Annotated in this window: 15 protein-coding genes; 7 read left to right on the forward strand and 8 right to left on the reverse strand. The window is 68.8% G+C overall.

What is annotated here, in order from left to right:
• Positions 1–227 precede the first annotated feature (227 nt).
• The 4 genes from HD599_RS15810 (at position 228) to HD599_RS15825 (ending at position 3,825) form a co-directional block, all read left to right on the forward strand.
• A complete protein-coding gene (locus HD599_RS15810; protein ID WP_184240663.1) occupies positions 228–1,325 on the forward strand; it encodes a Gfo/Idh/MocA family protein in 1,098 nt (365 codons plus the stop codon).
• Between the two features lie 9 nt (positions 1,326–1,334).
• Positions 1,335–2,495: a DUF993 family protein gene (locus HD599_RS15815; RefSeq protein WP_184239332.1), complete on the forward strand. Its 1,161-nt coding sequence runs from the start codon at positions 1,335–1,337 to the stop codon at positions 2,493–2,495.
• Positions 2,492–3,331, forward strand: coding sequence for a sugar phosphate isomerase/epimerase family protein (locus tag HD599_RS15820; RefSeq protein WP_184239334.1), 840 nt, complete (start codon positions 2,492–2,494; stop codon positions 3,329–3,331). Before HD599_RS15815 ends, HD599_RS15820 begins: the two co-directional genes overlap by 4 nt.
• 74 nt (positions 3,332–3,405) lie before the next feature.
• The gene (locus HD599_RS15825; protein WP_184239336.1) at positions 3,406–3,825 is read left to right on the forward strand and encodes a four-helix bundle copper-binding protein; all 420 of its coding nucleotides are present in this window, start codon (positions 3,406–3,408) and stop codon (positions 3,823–3,825) included.
• Positions 3,826–3,919: 94 nt separating this feature from the next.
• Here the strand turns inward: HD599_RS15825 and HD599_RS15830 are convergent, their stop codons facing one another.
• The 7 genes from HD599_RS15830 to HD599_RS15860 all read right to left on the reverse strand — a co-directional run bounded on the left by HD599_RS15830 (position 3,920) and on the right by HD599_RS15860 (position 12,558).
• Positions 3,920–4,249, reverse strand: coding sequence for a hypothetical protein (locus HD599_RS15830; RefSeq protein ID WP_184239338.1), 330 nt, complete (start codon positions 4,247–4,249; stop codon positions 3,920–3,922).
• Positions 4,250–4,313: 64 nt separating this feature from the next.
• Complete coding sequence (locus HD599_RS15835; RefSeq protein WP_184239340.1) at positions 4,314–5,144, reverse strand: acyltransferase domain-containing protein; 831 nt, start codon at positions 5,142–5,144, stop codon at positions 4,314–4,316.
• Between the two features lie 25 nt (positions 5,145–5,169).
• Positions 5,170–7,269 carry an alpha-galactosidase gene (locus tag HD599_RS15840; protein ID WP_343062115.1) on the reverse strand — a complete coding sequence of 700 codons (2,100 nt, stop codon included), beginning with the start codon at positions 7,267–7,269 and terminating at the stop codon, positions 5,170–5,172.
• Between the two features lie 56 nt (positions 7,270–7,325).
• Complete coding sequence (locus HD599_RS15845; RefSeq protein WP_184239350.1) at positions 7,326–8,657, reverse strand: ABC transporter substrate-binding protein; 1,332 nt, start codon at positions 8,655–8,657, stop codon at positions 7,326–7,328.
• A 54-nt stretch (positions 8,658–8,711) separates the two neighbouring features.
• A complete protein-coding gene (locus HD599_RS15850) occupies positions 8,712–9,605 on the reverse strand; it encodes a carbohydrate ABC transporter permease (protein ID WP_221420530.1) in 894 nt (297 codons plus the stop codon).
• Positions 9,602–10,525 carry a carbohydrate ABC transporter permease gene (locus HD599_RS15855; RefSeq protein WP_425489168.1) on the reverse strand — a complete coding sequence of 308 codons (924 nt, stop codon included), beginning with the start codon at positions 10,523–10,525 and terminating at the stop codon, positions 9,602–9,604. The genes HD599_RS15850 and HD599_RS15855 overlap by 4 nt, the downstream gene beginning before the upstream one ends.
• Positions 10,526–10,530: 5 nt before the next feature.
• Positions 10,531–12,558, reverse strand: a complete 2,028-nt coding sequence (locus HD599_RS15860) for a beta-galactosidase (protein ID WP_184239352.1) — start codon at positions 12,556–12,558, stop codon at positions 10,531–10,533.
• A gap of 224 nt (positions 12,559–12,782) precedes the next feature.
• On the opposite strand from HD599_RS15860, the gene HD599_RS15865 reads away from it, so the two are divergent.
• From HD599_RS15865 to HD599_RS15875, 3 genes are all read left to right on the forward strand, one after another.
• Positions 12,783–13,805: a LacI family DNA-binding transcriptional regulator gene (locus HD599_RS15865; RefSeq protein WP_184239354.1), complete on the forward strand. Its 1,023-nt coding sequence runs from the start codon at positions 12,783–12,785 to the stop codon at positions 13,803–13,805.
• A gap of 134 nt (positions 13,806–13,939) precedes the next feature.
• A complete protein-coding gene (locus HD599_RS15870; RefSeq protein ID WP_246376213.1) occupies positions 13,940–14,608 on the forward strand; it encodes a GntR family transcriptional regulator in 669 nt (222 codons plus the stop codon).
• A gap of 11 nt (positions 14,609–14,619) precedes the next feature.
• Positions 14,620–15,855 (forward strand): alpha-hydroxy acid oxidase, encoded by a 1,236-nt coding sequence (locus tag HD599_RS15875; protein ID WP_184239357.1) that lies wholly within the window; start codon positions 14,620–14,622, stop codon positions 15,853–15,855.
• Positions 15,856–16,029: 174 nt separating this feature from the next.
• On the opposite strand, the gene HD599_RS15880 is transcribed toward HD599_RS15875, so the two are convergent.
• Positions 16,030–17,298, reverse strand: a complete 1,269-nt coding sequence (locus HD599_RS15880) for a solute carrier family 23 protein (protein WP_184239359.1) — start codon at positions 17,296–17,298, stop codon at positions 16,030–16,032.
• Between the last annotated feature and the right edge of the window lie 90 nt (positions 17,299–17,388).

The following is a 17,388-nucleotide window of genomic DNA, read 5'->3' on the forward strand; positions in this document are numbered from 1 at the left end:
CTGTCGACGAGGTACCGCGAGCCAGAGAACCGCCGGCCCGTACCCCACGCCTCCGCACCCGGGCCGGCGGCCCGCGCACAAAACATGTTTGCCCAAACGCACCCCTCTCGGTATAGTTCCGGTAAACGCTTTCCCGGTGCGGCACCGCCCGCCCGAGCAATTCAGAGAGAAGATCACCAGTGTCAGAGTCGACAATTGGCATCATCGTCAACGGTGCAACCGGCCGCATGGGCTACCGCCAGCACCTCGTCCGTTCCCTCCTCGCGATCCGCGACCAGGGCGGTGTCGTCACGAAAGACGGCACGCGCCAGCAGATCGAGCTGATGATCATCGGCCGCAACGAGGTCACCCTCAAGGAGCTCGCCGACAAGCACGGCATCGAGCACTACACGACCGACCTCGACGCCGCCCTCGCCGACCCGCGCTGGACCATCTACTTCGACGCGCTCGTCACCCAGGCCCGGGTGAAGGGCATCAAGAAGGCGATCGCCGCCGGCAAGCACGTCTACACCGAGAAGCCGACGGCCGAGTCGAGCGAGGAGGCGTTCGAGCTCGCGCGCCTCGCGGCCGAGGCCGGCATCAAGAACGGCGTCGTGCACGACAAGCTCTACCTGCCCGGCCTGCAGAAGCTCAAGCGCCTCATCGAGTCCGGCTTCTTCGGCCAGATCCTCAGCGTGCGCGGCGAGTTCGGCTACTGGGTGTTCGAGGGCGACTGGCAGGCCGCCCAGCGTCCCAGCTGGAACTACCGCAGCGAGGACGGCGGCGGCATCATCGTCGACATGTTCCCGCACTGGAACTACGTCTTCGAGAACCTCTTCGGCCGGGTGGAGAGCGTCTACGCCCGAACGGCCACGCACATCCCCACCCGCGTGGGCGAGGACGGCGAGCCCTATACGGCGACGGCGGATGACGCGGCCTACGGTGTCTTCGATCTCGAGGGCGGCATCGTGGCCCAGGTGAACTCGAGCTGGGTGGTGCGCGTCGACCGCAAGGAGCTCGTCGAGTTCCAGGTCGACGGAACCCTCGGCAGTGCCGTCGTCGGTCTCTTCGGCGCCAAGATCCAGCCGCGCAACGCGACCCCGCGCCCGACCTGGAACCCCGACCTCGCCGAGACCCACGACTACACGGCCGACTGGCTCGAGGTCCCGGTCAACGACGTGTTCGAGAACGGTTTCAAGACGCAGTGGGAGCAGTTCCTGCTGCACGTGATCGAGGACGCTCCGCACGAGTTCGACTTCCTCGCCGGCGCGCGCGGCGTGCGCCTCGCCGAGGCCGGCCTCGAATCGAACGCCACCGGCCGCCGCATCGACCTGCCGGCCAACTAGGGGCGCACCGTGACCGATCTCCGACTCGTCGACGCGGCGGGTGCCATCACCAACACCGAACTGAAGCCCGCTCCCGGGTACACCCGCCCGACGGGTCCGCTCACCAGCCGGGTCGCCTACGCCGCCGCGCACGTCATCCCGCGGGTGACCGCCGACAACACACCCGGCCGACCGGCCGACATCGACTGGGACGCGACGCTCGCGTTCCGCCGCCACGTGTGGTCGTGGGGGCTCGGCGTCGCCGACGCGATGGACACCGCGCAGCGCAACATGGGCCTCGACGCGGCCGCCACGCGCGAACTCATCACGCGCAGCGCTCAGGCGGCGCGCGAGGAGGGCGGCGCGCTCGTCGTGGGAGTGAACACCGACCACGTCGACGACGAGGTCATCTCGCTCGACGCCGTCATCGACGCGTACAAGCAGCAGTTGCATTTCACCGAGGATGCCGGAGCCGGCGTCGTGCTCATGGCGAGCCGTCACCTCGCGCGCGCCGCGCAGACCGCCGACGACTACCGCCGGGTGTACCGGGAGGTGCTCGCCGCGGCATCCACGCCCGTCGTCCTGCACTGGCTCGGGGCCGCCTTCGACCCGAGCCTGGCCGCCTACTTCGGGTCGACGGACTCGGCCGTCGCGAGCGCGACCGTGCTCGAGATCATCGACGAGAGCGCCGAGCACGTCAGCGGCATCAAGATGAGCCTGCTCGACGCGCACGCCGAGATCTCGGTGCGCGCGCAGCTGCCGGCGACCGCGCGCATGTTCACGGGCGACGACTTCAACTACGTCGGCCTCATCGCGGGTTCCGGGGGCACGCACTCCGACGCCCTGCTCGGCGCCTTCGCCGCGGTCGCGCCCAGCGCGTCCGCCGCGATCCAGGCGCTCGACGCTGGCGACACCCGCGAGTACGAGAGCATCCTCGGCCCGACCGAAGACCTCTCGCGCCAGATTTTCGCCGCGCCGACCTTCTATTACAAGACCGGCGTCGCCTTCGTCTCGTGGCTGAACGGCCATCAGGATGCCTTCGGCATGGTGGGCGGGCTGCATTCGGCCCGGTCCCTCCCGCACCTCTCGGAGATCGTGCGGCTGGCGAACCGGTCGGGCGCCCTCGAGCGTCCCGAGCTCGCGGCCGAGCGCTGGCACGCGCTGCTCGCAGTGAACGGTCTGGGCCGATGACCGCCGCCCACCCGCGCCTGAGCCTCAACCAGGCCACGATCAAGTACGCGACGCTCGACGAGGCCGTCGCCGCCGCTGTGACGGCCGGCTACGAGAGCATCGGCGTCTGGCGCGAACCGGTGCAGGAGGCGGGCATCGAGCGCGCCATCCGGCTCCTCGGCGACAGCGGCCTGCGGGTGTCGAGCATGTGCCGCGGCGGTTTCTTCACGATGGAGGAGGGTGCCGGGCGCCGGGCCAGCATCGACGACAACCGCCGCGCCATCGCGGAGACGCACGCGGTGGGCGCTCCGGCGCTCGTGCTCGTGGCCGGCGGTCTGCCCGCGGGATCGCGCGACCTCGTCGGCGCCCGCGAGAGGGTGCGCGACGCGATCGGCGAGCTCGCCGACGACGCGGCAGCGGCGGGCGTCACGCTCACGATCGAGCCGCTGCACCCGATGTACGCGTCGGACCGGGCGGTCATCTCGACCCTCGGCCAGGCGCTCGACATCGCCGAACAATTTCCGCTGGGCGTGGTCGGTGCTGTGGTGGACACCTTCCACGTCTGGTGGGACCCTCAGATCCTGGAGCAGATCGCCCGCGCCGGCGCGCGGATCGCGAGCTACCAGGTGTGCGACTGGGCGACGCCGCTGCCCGCTGACGTGCTGCTCGGCCGACACTACCCCGGCGACGGCGTCATCGACTTCGCGTCGATCACGGCCGCCGTGGAGGCCGCGGGCTATCGCGGCGACGTCGAGGTGGAGATCTTCAACCAGGACGTCTGGGATTCGCCCCACGACCTCGTCGTCGAGCGCACGCGGGAGAGCTTTGCGGCTTCTGTCGGAATACACCTTTCCTAGCCACAGAGTCGGCGCGTAACATTTCGTAACACAGGCCAGCGCCACCCCGCACGATCACTCTCAGGGAGCTTTTCATGATGAACACGACCGACCAGATGATGAGCATGATGAACGCCGACACGATGATGGGCATGTCGATGGACATGAAGCTGATGCAGGAGTGCATGGAGGCGTGTACCGCCGCCGAGCAGGCATCGCTGATGTGTGCCGACGCCGGGTCGGGCGACAACATGGGCAAGATGATGAGCATGTGCGCGAACACCGCGGACATGACGAACACCATGATGCGCATGATGATGCGTCCGATGGGCTACGACATGACCAGCATGATGGCCATGCTCGAGGCGACCATGATGATGTGCCGCGCCTGCGCCGACGAGTGCATGATGCACGCCGAAATGAGCGATCACTGCAAGATGTGCGCCGAGGTCTGCATGAACTGCGCGAACGCCTGCGAGGCGCTCATGAACTCGATGAAGATGGCCACCGCCTGAATTCTCGCTGGTCGAGTAGGGCCGTCAGCGGCCCGTATCGAAACCGGGGGTTTCGACACATTCGACACGCTCAGTGCAGCGCAGCTCGACCCGCCTACGCGGCGGTCTTGACGCTGTACAGCTCGCGCCCCACGGCCAGCACGCTGTACTGCCCGTGGATGGATACGGGCTCGCCGACGCTGACGCCGACTCCTTCGTGGTTCCAGACACGGGACTCAGCGTCGGTCGCGAGGTCGACGAGGGCGATCCACCCGTCGGGCGCCACCTCGGTGACGACCGCGTCGTGCCAGTGGCTCGATGCGGCGACCGCGGCGAGGCGCTGGATGGGGTGCAGTTCGTAGCCCGTCTCGAACCCGGTGCGCATCATCGCGACGGCTCCCGTCTGGGGCCGTTCTGCGGATACGTCGTCGGGTGAGTAGGTCATGCATCGACAGTAGGGCGCGCTTTCCACCCTGTCACCGACGCCCGTCACACAACGAAACACTGGGTTAGAGCCGCAGGTAGCCCCACGCGATCTGCCACGACTCGCCCCGGTCGAGGCGCTCGAGCACCGCGCGCTGCAACGACGTGTCGCGAGGGAGCGTCGGCACCCTGTCCAGATCGCGCGTGCGGAAGACGAAGTACAGCGCGTCGGTGTGGCCATCACTGCTCTCGCCGAACGGCGTGAAACGGCGGATGAAGGCCCCCACGTTGCTCGTCGCCGCCACCCGGTCGGCCAGGAACGGGTCGAGCATCCACGAGTTGCAGGTCACCACGGTCACCGGCCGGTCCGGGAAGTGCACCGCGAAGAACGCCCGCGCGCGATTGAGGCTCTCGTCGACGAGCGCGGGCAGCAGCGGCCCGGACTCGGGGATGTGCGCCTCGAGCGCCCAGTCCCCCGGCGCCAGCATGCCGGGGACCGAGCGCGACGTGCGCTGCAGGGCGAACTGCAGCCGCCCGAGCGCGAAGAGCCGCGCCGAATAGTGGTGACCGAGCCAACGCCAGGTCTGCAGCCCGAACTCCCCGGTGACCCGTCGGCTGATCGCGACGTGGCGCCCGACGTCGGCGAGCGTGTCCCGCGTCACCGCCTCGGCTATGCCGTGCTCGCGATGCCACTCCACGAGGGCCGGCACCAGCCGCAGGTACGCCGCCAGCCAGACGAGCGGCTCCTGCGTGGGTTCCCCGACCGGGATCTCGTTGAAGCTGCCCATACTGCGGGTGATCGACGCGACGACCTCGGCCACGAGGGCGTCGTCCCCGCTGCGGGCGAACAGCGCCGCACAGTCGGCGCGGTCGGCCTGGTCGATCGCGAGCAGGTCGAGGCGGTCGTCGAGATCCATACCGACCATTCACTCACGCCGGGCGCTAGACAGCGACGACCTCCAGCACGAGAGCCTGCTCGGGAGTGAGCAACGGCATCGGGATACCGACCGTCGCGAGCACCCGGCCGCTCAGCGTGACCGATCCGTCCTCCCACCACGGCGGCGCGACGTCCTGCAGCACGCGCGGCCAGGCACCGAGGCGCACCGGTGTCACGCGGTACAACCGGTCGTCGTCGAGGCCGGGCAGGGTGGCCGGCCCCGTCACGGCATCGCGCGTGGCGGCGACCGCGGCGACGGCGAAGAGGGCGGATGCCGCGTCCGACGCGACGACCCCGTGCACCCAGCGCGCGGGGTCTGCCGCGTCGGCGCGCACCACGGTGCCGGTGTGCAGCAGCCCGCGGTGCCGCTTGTACGCGGCGACCCACTCGGAGACCGCGGCCTTCTCGGCCGCGGTCAGGGTGGTGACGTCCCACTCGATTCCCGCGTGGCCGAAGAGCGCCGTCGCCAGCCGGAAGCTGAGCTCGTGCGTGCGCCCGGTGCTGTGCGCGGTGAGGTCGCCGAGGTGCGCACCGAGGAACTCGGGCGGCACGAGGCCGACGGTCCAGCGGTAGATCGACTGCCGCTCGAGCGAATCGTTGGTGTCGCTCGGCCAGACCCGGTCGGTGCGCTCGATCACGCCGAGGTCGACGCGGCCTCCACCCGACGAGCAGGACTCGATCTCGAGGCCGGGGAACTCATCGCGCAACGCGTCCATCAGCCGGTAGGTGGCGAGGGTGTGGCGGTGCGCGGAACCGCCGAGCAGGTCGCGGTTCTGGTCCCACTTGAGATACGCGATCGGATACTCGCGCAGCAGCGCGGCGAGCTGCCCGTGCACGTGGTCCCACGCGTCCGGATTGTCGAGGTCGAGCACCTGCTGGAAGCGCCACGGCAGCGGTAGCGACTCCTGGTCGGAGCCGAGCACCCACTCCGGGTGCTCGCGCGCGACGGCGGAGTCGAGGCTCACCATCTCCGGTTCGACCCAGAGTCCGAAGTCCATGCCGCGCGACAGCACGTGGTCGACCAGCGGGTGCAGGCCCTCGGGCCACTTCGCCGGGTCGACGATCCAGTCGCCCAGGGCACGGCGGTCGTCCGTGCGCCCGATCATCCACCCGTCGTCGAGGACGAAGCGTTCGACGCCGACGTCGGCCGCGGCATCCGCCAGCTCGACGAGCCGGGCCGCGCCCTGGTCGAAGTAGACGGCCTCCCAGGTGTTGAGCATCACCTTGCGTTCGCCGAGACGACGACGCGACCGGATGAAGCGGTGGAATCTCTGGGCGAGGCCGTCGAGCCCCGCGTCGGACCACGCGCTCACGAGCCACGGCGATTCGAACGATTCGCCGGTCGCGAGCCGCACCTCTCCGGGGTCGAGCAGTTCGCCGGCGCCGAGCAGCGTGTGCCCGGTCGACGCGGATTCGGCCCAGAGGCGCTGGTCGCCGCTCCAGGCGAGGTGCGCGCCCCAGACCTCTCCCCCGCGGAAGCCGAAGCCCGGGGTTCCCGCGACCATCAGGTAGGCGTTGTCGTGACCCGGACGGCCGTGGCGCGCGTCGCGCGTCCAGACGCCGTTCGCGATGTCGCGGCGCTGCGGCTGGCGTTCGCGCGGCCAGCGTCCGGTGAAGTCGAGCAGTTCGCGCGCGCGGGCCGGCACGGGCAGCGTCGCGTCGAGCGAGGCGAGCGCGTACACGGCGTCGGCGGTGTTGGTCACCGTCAGCCGCTGGCGCAGCACGCCCGACGGGGTGAGCTCGACCTCGACGAGGACGTCGAGGCGGGCCGAGGCGAGGGGGATGCGGAGGGACTGGGTTTCGACAGGCTCGGCCCGCTGGTCGTTCCCGTCGAAACCCTTCGCTTCGACAGACCCCGCGACGGTAAACGCAGGCGGGTTGAGCCTGTCGAAACCCTCGTGGTGCCCCGCGATCCCGGGTCTCCCCGACCAGCCGTCGGCGATCACGGGCAGCACCGACTGGCGCAGCGGCGAGTCGATCGAGCTGGGACCCACGGCGGGAACCTGCGCGTCGGCGAGCGCCTCCAGCGCAGCGGGGGTCAGGGCGCCGAGGTCGGCTCCCCAGTGGACGATGACGGGAACGGCCGTGCCGCGGGCGTCCAGCACAAGACTGGAACCCGCGGCACGGAGGTGGTGAATCGACAGTTGACTGTCCTAACTGGCTACTTGTTGACGGGGATCGCCGCGGCCTCGAGGGCCGCGATCGTCTTGTCCTGACCGGTGGCGAGCGCGTCGCCGAGGGTTCCGCTTCCGCCGAGAACCTCGCCGAAACCGTCCGCGACATCAGCGTACGTCTGCGTCATGGTCGGGCCCCAGGTAAAGTCCGCGTTCGTCTGGTTGGCGGCGTCCGCGAAGACGTCGTAGATCGTCTGGTCGCCGTAGAACTCGACGCCCTCGCTCAGGACGGGAAGGCTGAGGCCCTCCTTCGTCGCGGGGTAGAGGTTGGCCTCCGTGTTGAGCGCGGTGAGTGCGTCGGCGTCCGTGTTCAGCCACAGTGCGAACTGCGCTGCCTCGTACGGGTGCTCCGAGCCCTTCAGCACTGCGGTCGACGAGCCACCCCAGTTGCCGGCCTTCTCCTCGCCGGCTTCCCACTGCGGCATCGGGGCGACGGCCCAGTTGCCGGAGGTGTCGGGTGCGCCGCTCGAGATCGAGTTGGCGCCCCAGACGGCGGAGATCCAGGTCCAGTCGCTACCCGTGTTGTACGCGTTGTTCCACTCGTCGGTCCAGGCCGGGACCTTGGAGACGAGGTCGCCCGCGATGAGCTCCTGCCAGTAGTCGGCGACCTTCTCCGACTCGGGGCTGGTCAGCGTGACATCCCACGCGTCATCCTCGTTGGAGAACCACGAGCCGTCTGCCTGCCAGACGAGACCGGCGAACCAGTTCACGTCGTTCTGCGGAAAGTTGGTGATGTAGCCGCCCTGTTCGCGGATCGAGGCCGCGGCTGCCGCGTACTCGTCCCACGTGGTCGGAATCGGGATGCCTGCCGCCTCGAAGAGGTCCTTGCGGTAGTACATGGCCATGGGGCCCGTGTCCTGCGGAATCGCGTAGACCGCGTCATCCTCGCCGAAGGTGACCTGGTTCCAGGTCCAGTCGATGAACTGGTCTTCGCTGTCGCTGACGTTGGCGCAGCTCGCGAGGTCGGTCAGACCGTCCTGCACGCGGAAGTTGGGCAGCGCGTCGTACTCGATCTGGCCGAGGTCGGGGGCGTTGCCGGCGCTGAGCTGGTTGAAGAAGTTCTTGTACGTTCCGCCGTTGCCGTTCGGGCCGGTCTGGACCGTGACCTGGATGTCGGGGTTCTCCTCGTTCCACATGTCGACGACGGTCTCGATGCCGGGGATCCACGACGTGTACGAGAGTTCGACCTTGCCCTCGGCGGGCGTGCAGTCGACCGCGGCGTCGCTGCCGTCGGAACCGCTGCCGGCAGCGCAGCCGGTGAGGCTGACGGCGGCGACGATGCCGAGCGCTGCGATGCGCGTGCTGTTTTTGAGTTGCATGTCTCTTTCCTTTTTCTTCTCTGAATTGGGATGGTGCGGGCGGGAGTGGAGGCGCTATTTGACGCTTCCGGCCCCCAGCCCGCCGCGCCAGAAGCGCTGCAGGCTGAGGAAGGCGATGATGAGCGGGATGATCGACAGGAACGCGCCGATGATCACGAACGTGCGGATCTCGGGGATCTGGTTGACCTGCGAGTTCCAGGTGTAGAGGCCGAGGGTGACCGGGAAGAGGTCCTGGTCGCGCAGCATGATGAGCGGCAGGAAGAAGTTGTTCCAGATGGCGACGAACTGGAACAGGAACATCGTGACCAGGGCCGGCGTCATGAGCCGGCGCGACACCGTGAAGAAGGTGCGCACTTCGCCGGCACCGTCGAGGCGGGCCGCCTCGAGCAGTTCGTCGGGCACGGATGCCGCGGCGAAAATACGCGCGAGGTAGACGCCGAACGGACTGACGATGCTCGGCAGGAACACCGACCAGAAGGTGTTCGTCGCGTTGAACTGGCTGAAGATGAGGAACAGCGGGAGGGCGAGCGCCGTCGCCGGCACGAGCACGCCGCCGAGCACGACGTTGAAGATGAGCTCGCGGCCCGGGAACCGGTACTTGGCCAGCGCGTAGCCGCACATCGCTGCGAACAGGGTGCCGAGCAGTGCGCCGGTGCAGGCGTAGAGCACGCTGTTCAGCATCCACTTGAGGTAGACGCCGTCGTTGTACGCGATCAGGTCGGCGATGTTGGTGAACAGGTTGAAGTCGGCGAACCAGAGTGCGCCGGTGGAACCGAACTGCTCGCGGCTCTTGGTGGAGGAGATGAACAGCCACCAGATCGGCACGAGGAAGTACAGGGTGGAGACACCCATGATGATCATCGCGGCGGTGCGCGAGGCGAGACGCTCTTTGGGGGCTCCGGGGGCCTTGGCCGCTGCCGGCGCCCTCGTGGCTACGTTCGTGCTCATTTGTCGGCCTTACGCTGGGTGAACTTGAGGAACGCGAACGACATAACGAAGGTCGCGAGCGCGAGGATGACCGACATGGCGGCGGCGAGACTGACGTTGGGAACGGCGGAGGTCGCATAGACCGCGAGGTTCGGGGTGAAGGTGCTCGACACCGACGAGGTGAACGAGCGGAACACCTGCGGTTCGGCGAGCAGCTGCAGCGTTCCGATGATCGAGAAGATCGCGGTGAGCGTGATGGCCGGGGCCACGAGCGGGATCTTGATGCTCCAGGCGATCTGCCACTGGTTCGCGCCGTCGAGACGGGCGGCCTCGAAGATCTCTTGCGGCAGGGCGAGCAGCGCCGAATAGATGATGAGCATGTTGTAGCCCACGTAGACCCAGGTAACGACGTTGGCGATCGACCAGAGCACCGTCGACGGCGAGAGCAGGTCGAACTCCGAGGTGAAGCCGGCGAACGGCGACAGGTTGGGCGAGTACAGGTAGCCCCACATGATCGCGGCGATGACGCCGGGCACCGCGTACGGCACGAAGAAGGCCAGCCGGAAGAACTTTTTGCCCTTCACGAGCGGGCTGTCGAGCAGCAGCGCGAGCACGAGTGCGAAACCGAGCATCACCGGCACCTGCACGGCGCCGAAGAGCAGCACGCGGCCGACGGACGCCCAGAACGCCTCGTTCTGGAAGACCAGGATGTACTGCGTGAGGCCGCCGAACACCTCGACGGGCTTGCCGAAAGTGCCGTCGCGCTCGACGACGAGCAGCGACTGGAAGATCGCCCAGCCGATGGGCAGGAGGTAGAAGGCGGCGAACAGCGCGGCGAACGGCGCGATGAAGATCGCGATCGCGCGCTTGTGCCGGATCGGCTGTCTGGTCTTCTTGGGTGCCCGGCTCGGCGTCAGCCGAACCGCGGTGTCGGTGGTCACAGCGATTACCTGCTCTCTCTTATGACGCGCACTTCGCCGGCCGGCACCGTGAGCACGGAGCCGACGGAGGAGTCGGTGACGAGCTCGGTACCGGTGGCGGCGAGATCGAACGCGGCATCCGTGTGGTTGATGACGAAGCGGTAGTCGGCGGCGTCGCCGCGGCGGCGCACCACCTCGACCCCGTCGGGACGTGTCTCGGGGGCGGCGATGCCCGCGGCGTCGGCGGCGGCGCGCACGAGCGCGCGGAACGCCGCCGGGTCGAGGTGCGTGGCGAGGTACCAGGCGCTGCCGGCACCGGAATCGTTGCGGGTAACCGCGGGGTGGCCGGGCAGCGGGCCGTCGACGAAGGTGCTGACGGCGGTCGCGCCGCGCAGGGTGACCCACTCGGTCCAAGTCGAGGCCGTGGAGCCGTCGCTGAGTGCGATCGTCTCGGCCGAGGCGACCGGGAAGAACTCCTCGGTCGAGATGCCGAGCAGCTCGCGGAACGCCCCGGGGTACCCGCCGGGACGCACCCGGTCGTCCTCGTCGACGATTCCGCTGAAGAACGTGATCACGGCGTGGCCGCCGCTCGCGACGAAATCGGCGATGGTCGCGGCATCCGCGTCACTGACGGCGTAGAGGCTGGGCACGACGACCAGCCGGTGTCCGGCGAGGCTCGCCCCCGGCGCGACGATGTCGACGGTGTAGCCCTCGGCGAGCAGCGCGTTGTAGGCACGGTGCACCTGGTCGAGGTAGACCAGTTCGCCGGTCGGGTGCGAGTCGAGGTCGGTCGCCCACCACGACTGCCAGTCGAAGACGAAGGCCACGTCGGTGACGACACGGCTGCCGGTGACCTCGCCGAGACGGTTCAGGATGTCGCCGAGCTCGACGGCCTCGCGCCAGACTTTGGTGTCGGTGCCGGCGTGCGGCAGCATCGCCGAGTGGAACTTCTCGCTGCCCTGCAGCGACGCGCGCCACTGGAAGAAGCTCACTCCGTCGGCGCCGCGGGCAACGTGGGTGAGGCTGTTGCGCAGCATCTCGCGCGGTGCCTTCGCGGCGTTGCGGGGCTGCCAGTTGACGGCGCTCGTGCCGTGTTCCATCAGCATCCACGGTCCGCCGCCGGCGAGGCCGCGGGTCACGTCGGCCGCGAAGGAGAGCTCCTCACGGGTGTGCTCGAGGCGGTTGTCGAGGTAGTGGTCGTTGGCGATGAGGTCCATGTGCGGCGCCCAGGCCCAGTAGTCCTGGCTGCGGATGTGCGCGGTGACCATGAAGTTCGTGGTGATCGGGATGTCGCTGAGCTCGCGGAGCACCGCCTCTTCGCCGAGGTAGAGGCCGAGCAGCTCGTCGGAGCTGAAGCGGGCGAAATCGAGGGCCTGGCCGGGGTTTCCGGTGGAGATCGTCAGGCGCGGGGTGCCGATGTGCTCCCAGGCCGCGTATCTCTGGCTCCAGAAGGCCGTGCCCCACGCGGTGTTGAGCGCGTCGAGAGTCTCGTATTTGGCGCGCAGCCAGGAGCGGAAGGCCTCGGCCGAGACGGCGCAGTGGCAGTACGCGTTGTGGCAGCCGATCTCGTTCGAGACGTGCCACAGCTTGACCGCGGGGTGCGAGGCGTACCGCTCGGCCACCTTCGCGACCAGGCGCAGCGAGTACTCGCGGAACACCGGCGAGCTCGGGCAGAACGCCTGGCGACCGCCGAAGAAGCGTTGCGTGCCATCGGGCATCACCGGCAGCGTCTCGGGGTAGTGGTACGAGAGCCAGGCCGGCGGGCTCGAGGTGCCGGTGCCCAGATTGACGGAGATTCCGTGCGCGTGCAGCACGTCGATCACGGCGTCGAGCTGGTCGAACTCGTACTGGCCGGGCAGCGGCTCGAGCTGGGCCCAGCCGAAGATGTTGATGGCGACGAGGTTGACGCCCGCCTCCTGCATCAGCCGCGCGTCCTCGGCCCAGACGGCCGGGTCCCACTGCTCGGGGTTGTAGTCGGCACCGTAGGTGAACCGGGCGCGCTCGGCGTCGAGGAGTTCGGCTACGGGTGTCTTGCTCACGGGGTCGGGCTCCATCGTCGGTGGTGACGCCGCTTCGCGACGCTCGTGCGTCCAGAGAATCCAACGGTTTCTGTGAACGCTCCCAGAGGAGTGCCCGACAACTCCTCGTTGAGAGTCTGTGAACGCTCCCAGAATAAACAGACGATCGATCGGGTGTCAACCCGGGGTCGGTCGGACCTTCTCCGGCGTCGCCTCCCGCGGCAGTTCGGCTGGCCCTTCCGCGGCAGTAGGGTGTGAACATGATTGCCCGTCGCCTCCCGACCACGAGAGCGACCATCAACGATGTCGCCGCTGTCTCCGGGGTCTCGCGCGGAACCGTCTCGCGTGTGCTCAACTCCGAGGCCTACGTGTCGGAGGCCGCCAAGAAGGCCGTCGAGGACGCCATCCTGCAGGTCGGCTACGTGCGCAACACCGCGGCGCGCAACCTCGTCACCCGGCAGTCGCACGCGATCGGGCTCATCGTGCACGAGCCGCACTCGCTGTTCCTCGAAGACCCCAACATCGGCAGCATCCTGCTCGGCACCAACTCGGTGCTCTCCGACGCCGACTACCAGCTGGTGTCGCTCGTCATCGACTCCGACCGCGACAGCAACCGCGTCGCCGAATACCTCACCGGCGGCTTCGTCGACGGCGTGATCATCGTCTCGGCGCGCGCCCACGACCCGATCGCCAAGATCGTCTCGCAGATCGGTATCCCGGCCGCGTTCGTCGGCCACCCGGTCGACATCGAGGGAATCCCCTACGTGGGAATCGACAACTTCGCCGCGGCCAAGGCCATCACCGCCCGCCTGGTCGGGACCGGCCGCACGAAGATCGGCATGATCGCCGCGGGACTCGACCGCGACTCCGGTCAGGACCGCGTCGCCGGTTTCACCGCCGCCCTCGGCGACGCGTTCGACCCCTCGCTCGTGGTGCAGCAGCCGTTCTACGCGCACGCCAGCGGACTCGAGGGCACGCGCGAACTGTTGCGCCGGGCGCCCGACATCGACGGAATCTTCGCCGCCTCCGACGCGATCGCGGCCGGCGTGCTCGACGCGCTCCGCGAAGCGGGCCGCTCGGTACCCGGCGACGTGGGCGTCGTCGGGTTCGACGACAGCGTGTGGGCGATCCGCACGCAGCCGCAGCTCTCGACGGTGCACCAGCCGGCCGGCGAGCTCGGCCGCGGGGCCGCGGCGTCGGTGCTCGCGCAGATCCGCGGCGAGGCCGTGGACTCGTCGGGCACGTTCCTCGAGACGCACATCGTCTGGCGCGACTCGGCCTGACACCCCGGTGGCCCCGTAGCGAGCGACGGAGGAGCCCGCGTATCGAAACCACGATCGCGCCTCGCAGGTTTCGATACGGCCGCGGGCGGCCTACTCAACCACCGCTCTTCTCGATTGTCAGACAATCTGCTACCTTGTCTGACAATAACGAAGGAGTTCCGATGACGACGGATGCGGCATCCACTGTTCTGCCCGACGCCGTGTACTCGGAGCTTCGGTCGGCGGTCATCAGCCAGCAGATCGCCCCGGGCGCCTCGGTCACCGAGTCGGCCGTCGCACTGCGGTACGGCGTCGCGCGTCCCACGGCCAAGACCGCGATCGAGAAGCTCGTCACCGAGGGGCTGCTGCGGCGCGAGCGGCACCAGACAGCGCGCGTGCCGCTGCTGAGCCGCGCCGACATCGTCGACCTGTTCGACGCCCGCGCCATCGTCGAGAGCGCGGCCGTCGGCGCCCTCGCGACCGGCGGCACGCTGCCCGCCGAGGCCCTCGCCGCCCACCGCGCCCTGCTCGCCGACGCCGACTTCGCGCAGCACGACATCGAGTTCCACCGCGCGCTCGTCGCCGGCCAGCCCAGTCCGCGGCTCGCGCGCATGCACGCGGGGCTGCTCGGCGAGATCGAGCTCTGCATCGGACAGGTGCAGGCCGGCCGCCTGCTCACCGCGGCGGAGGTCGGGGCGCAGCACCAGGGCATCCTCGACGCCGTGACCGCGGGCGACGCCGACCTCGCCGCCCGCCTCACCCGCGAGCACATCGCCGGCTCGCGCGACCGTCTCCTCGACCGATTCGACACGACCCCCCACTAGAAAGCGACACCATGGTTCAGCGCAGAATCCCGAAATACAAAGACCTCCGTCCGTTGATGAACTTCAAGACCCCGGAGCTCAACGCCAAGAAGCGCCGCCTGCAGAGCGCGCTCACGATCGCCGACCTGCGCGATATCGCGCAGCGCCGCACGCCCAAGGCCGCGTTCGACTACACCGAGGGCGCCGCCGAGGCCGAGATCAGCCTGAAGCGCGCGCGCCAGGCGTTCGAGGACATCGAGTTCACGCCGTCGATCCTGCGCGACGTCTCGACGGTCGACATGTCGAGCGAGGTGCTCGGCGGCCGGGTCGCCCTGCCGTTCGGCATCGCCCCCACGGGGTTCACCCGCATGATGCAGACCGAGGGCGAAATCGCCGGCGCCGGAGCAGCCGCCGCCGCCGGCATCCCGTTCTCGCTCTCGACCATGGGAACGACGGCCATCGAAGACGTGAAGGCCGCGAACCCCGACGGACGCAACTGGTTCCAGCTCTACATGTGGAAGGACCGCGACCGCTCGATGGCGCTCGTCGACCGGGCCGCGAAGGCCGGCTTCGACACGCTGCTCGTCACGGTCGACGTGCCGGTCGCCGGCGCGCGCCTGCGGGACAAGCGCAACGGCTTCTCGATCCCGCCGCAGCTCACCGTGGGCACGGTCGTCAACGCGATCCCCCGGCCCGAGTGGTGGATCAACTTCCTCACCACCGAACCCCTCGCCTTCGCGTCGCTCGACCGCTGGAGCGGCACCGTCGGCGAACTGCTCGACTCGATGTTCGACCCCACCGTCACCTTCGAGGACCTCGCCTGGATCAAGGAACAGTGGCCCGGCAAACTGGTCGTCAAGGGCGTGCAGAATGTGGATGACGCGAAGAAGCTGGCATCGATGGGAGTCGACGGCATCACGCTCTCGAACCACGGCGGGCGACAGCTCGACCGCGCCCCGATCCCGTTCCACCTGCTGCCGGACGTCGTGCGCGAGGTCGGCAAGGACACCGAGGTGCACCTCGACACGGGCATCATGTCCGGCGCGGACATCGTCGCGTCGGTCGCGCTCGGTGCGAGGTTCACGCTCATCGGACGCGCGTACCTCTACGGCCTGATGGCGGGCGGGCGCGAGGGCGTCGACCGCACGATCGAGATCCTGGCCGACCAGATCGCCCGCACCATGCGGTTGCTCGGCGTGAAGAGCCTCGACGAGCTGGAGCCCCGCCACGTGACCCAGCTCGAGCGCCTGGTGCCGCGGCAGCGCTGAGCCCCGACAACCCCTTCGCACGTTCGTAATTCAGGCCAGAACCCGAGAGGCGGATGTCGCAGCCGCGAGAATCCGCGGGTCAGCGACATCCGCCCTCGAAACAGCCTGAGTTACGAACATGGGCCCGGTGTCGATACGGGCCGCAGACGGCCCTCCTCAACCACCGGTTGCGCGCTAGTTGTCGGTGCCGCGCAGCCTCGCGATGCCGCTCATCAGGTGGTAGACCACGATCGCCGCGACCGTGCCGAGCACGATGCCCGAGAAGGTGAGCTGGCCGAGGTTGATCGTGAAGTCGGCGATGCCCATGATGAGCGCCACGCCCGCGGTGAGCTGGTTCTTCGGCTTGCTGAAGTCGACCTTGTTCTCGACCCAGATGCGCACGCCGATGATCCCGATGAGGCCGTAGAGCGCGGTGGTCACGCCGCCGAGCACGCCGGCGGGAACCGTGTTGATGATCTCGCCGAACTTGGGCGAGAGGCCGAGCAGGATCGCGACGATTCCGGCGACCCAGTACGCGGCGGTCGAGAAGACGCGGGTCGCGGCCATCACGCCGATGTTCTCGCCGTAGGTCGTGGTGGGCGATCCGCCGCCGAAGGCGGAGAGCACCGTGGCGAGGCCGTCGGCGAAGAGGGCACGGCCGGTGAGGTCGTCGAGGTTGCGGTGGGTCAGCTGGCCGACACCCTTGATGTGTCCGACGTTCTCGGCGACGAGCGCGAGCACGACCGGGAGGAACATCAGATAGACGCCGAAATCGTCGGCGGAGAACGACGGGGCGGTGAACCGGGGAAGCCCGACCCAGGCAGCGTCGCCGACCTTGCTGAAGTCGACCTGGCCCGCGATCGCCGCGGCGATGTAGCCGACCACGACGCCGATGATGATTGAGAGGCGGCCCAGGAAGCCGCGGAAGAACACCGCGGCCACGATGATCGCGAGCAGCGTGATGAGGGCGACGACGGGCGACTCGGCGAAGTTGTTCTTCGCGGCGGGAGCGAGGTTGAACCCGATGAGCGCGACGATCGCACCGCTGACGACGGGCGGCAGCACGACGTCGATCCAGCGGGTTCCGGTGAGGTGCACGACCACGCCGATCACGGCGAGCAGGGCGCCGACCACGATGATGCCGCCGAGCGCGACGGACGGGCCGCCCGACGCGGTGGCCGCGCCGATCGGCGCGAGGAACGCGAACGACGACCCGAGGTAGCTCGGCAGGCGGTTGGCGGTGATGATCAGGAAGAGCAGCGTGCCGATTCCGGAGAACAGCAGCGTGGTGGCCGGCGGGAACCCGGTGATGAGCGGCACGAGGAAGGTCGCGCCGAACATCGCGACGACGTGCTGGCTACCGAAGCCGATCGTGCGCAGCCAGCTGAGGCGCTCCTCGGGGGCGACGATCTCCGTCGCTCCGACATTTTTTCCATCGCCGTGCAGCGTCCAGGGCAGAGCCACGATTCCTCCGTAGGTGGTGCGGGCGGCCGGAAGTGGCGCCTATTGACGATACGTGCGCGGTGGAGCTATAGACAATCGCGCCAGCGATTG

The sequence above is a fragment of the Conyzicola lurida genome (assembly GCF_014204935.1).
Classification (GTDB): Bacteria; Actinomycetota; Actinomycetes; order Actinomycetales; family Microbacteriaceae; genus Conyzicola; species Conyzicola lurida.

What these genes read in the sequence shown, in the direction of transcription:
- HD599_RS15810 (WP_184240663.1), top strand. Translation starts at nt 228, where the DNA reads ATGGGCTACCGCCAGCACCTCGTCCGTTCCCTCCTCGCGATCCGCGAC.
- HD599_RS15820 (WP_184239334.1), top strand. Translation starts at nt 2,492, where the DNA reads ATGACCGCCGCCCACCCGCGCCTGAGCCTCAACCAGGCCACGATCAAG.
- HD599_RS15825 (WP_184239336.1), top strand. Translation starts at nt 3,406, where the DNA reads ATGATGAACACGACCGACCAGATGATGAGCATGATGAACGCCGACACG.
- HD599_RS15830 (WP_184239338.1), bottom strand. Translation starts at nt 4,249, where the DNA reads ATGACCTACTCACCCGACGACGTATCCGCAGAACGGCCCCAGACGGGA.
- HD599_RS15835 (WP_184239340.1), bottom strand. Translation starts at nt 5,144, where the DNA reads ATGGATCTCGACGACCGCCTCGACCTGCTCGCGATCGACCAGGCCGAC.
- HD599_RS15845 (WP_184239350.1), bottom strand. Translation starts at nt 8,657, where the DNA reads ATGCAACTCAAAAACAGCACGCGCATCGCAGCGCTCGGCATCGTCGCC.
- HD599_RS15850 (WP_221420530.1), bottom strand. Translation starts at nt 9,605, where the DNA reads ATGAGCACGAACGTAGCCACGAGGGCGCCGGCAGCGGCCAAGGCCCCC.
- HD599_RS15860 (WP_184239352.1), bottom strand. Translation starts at nt 12,558, where the DNA reads ATGGAGCCCGACCCCGTGAGCAAGACACCCGTAGCCGAACTCCTCGAC.
- HD599_RS15865 (WP_184239354.1), top strand. Translation starts at nt 12,783, where the DNA reads ATGATTGCCCGTCGCCTCCCGACCACGAGAGCGACCATCAACGATGTC.
- HD599_RS15875 (WP_184239357.1), top strand. Translation starts at nt 14,620, where the DNA reads ATGGTTCAGCGCAGAATCCCGAAATACAAAGACCTCCGTCCGTTGATG.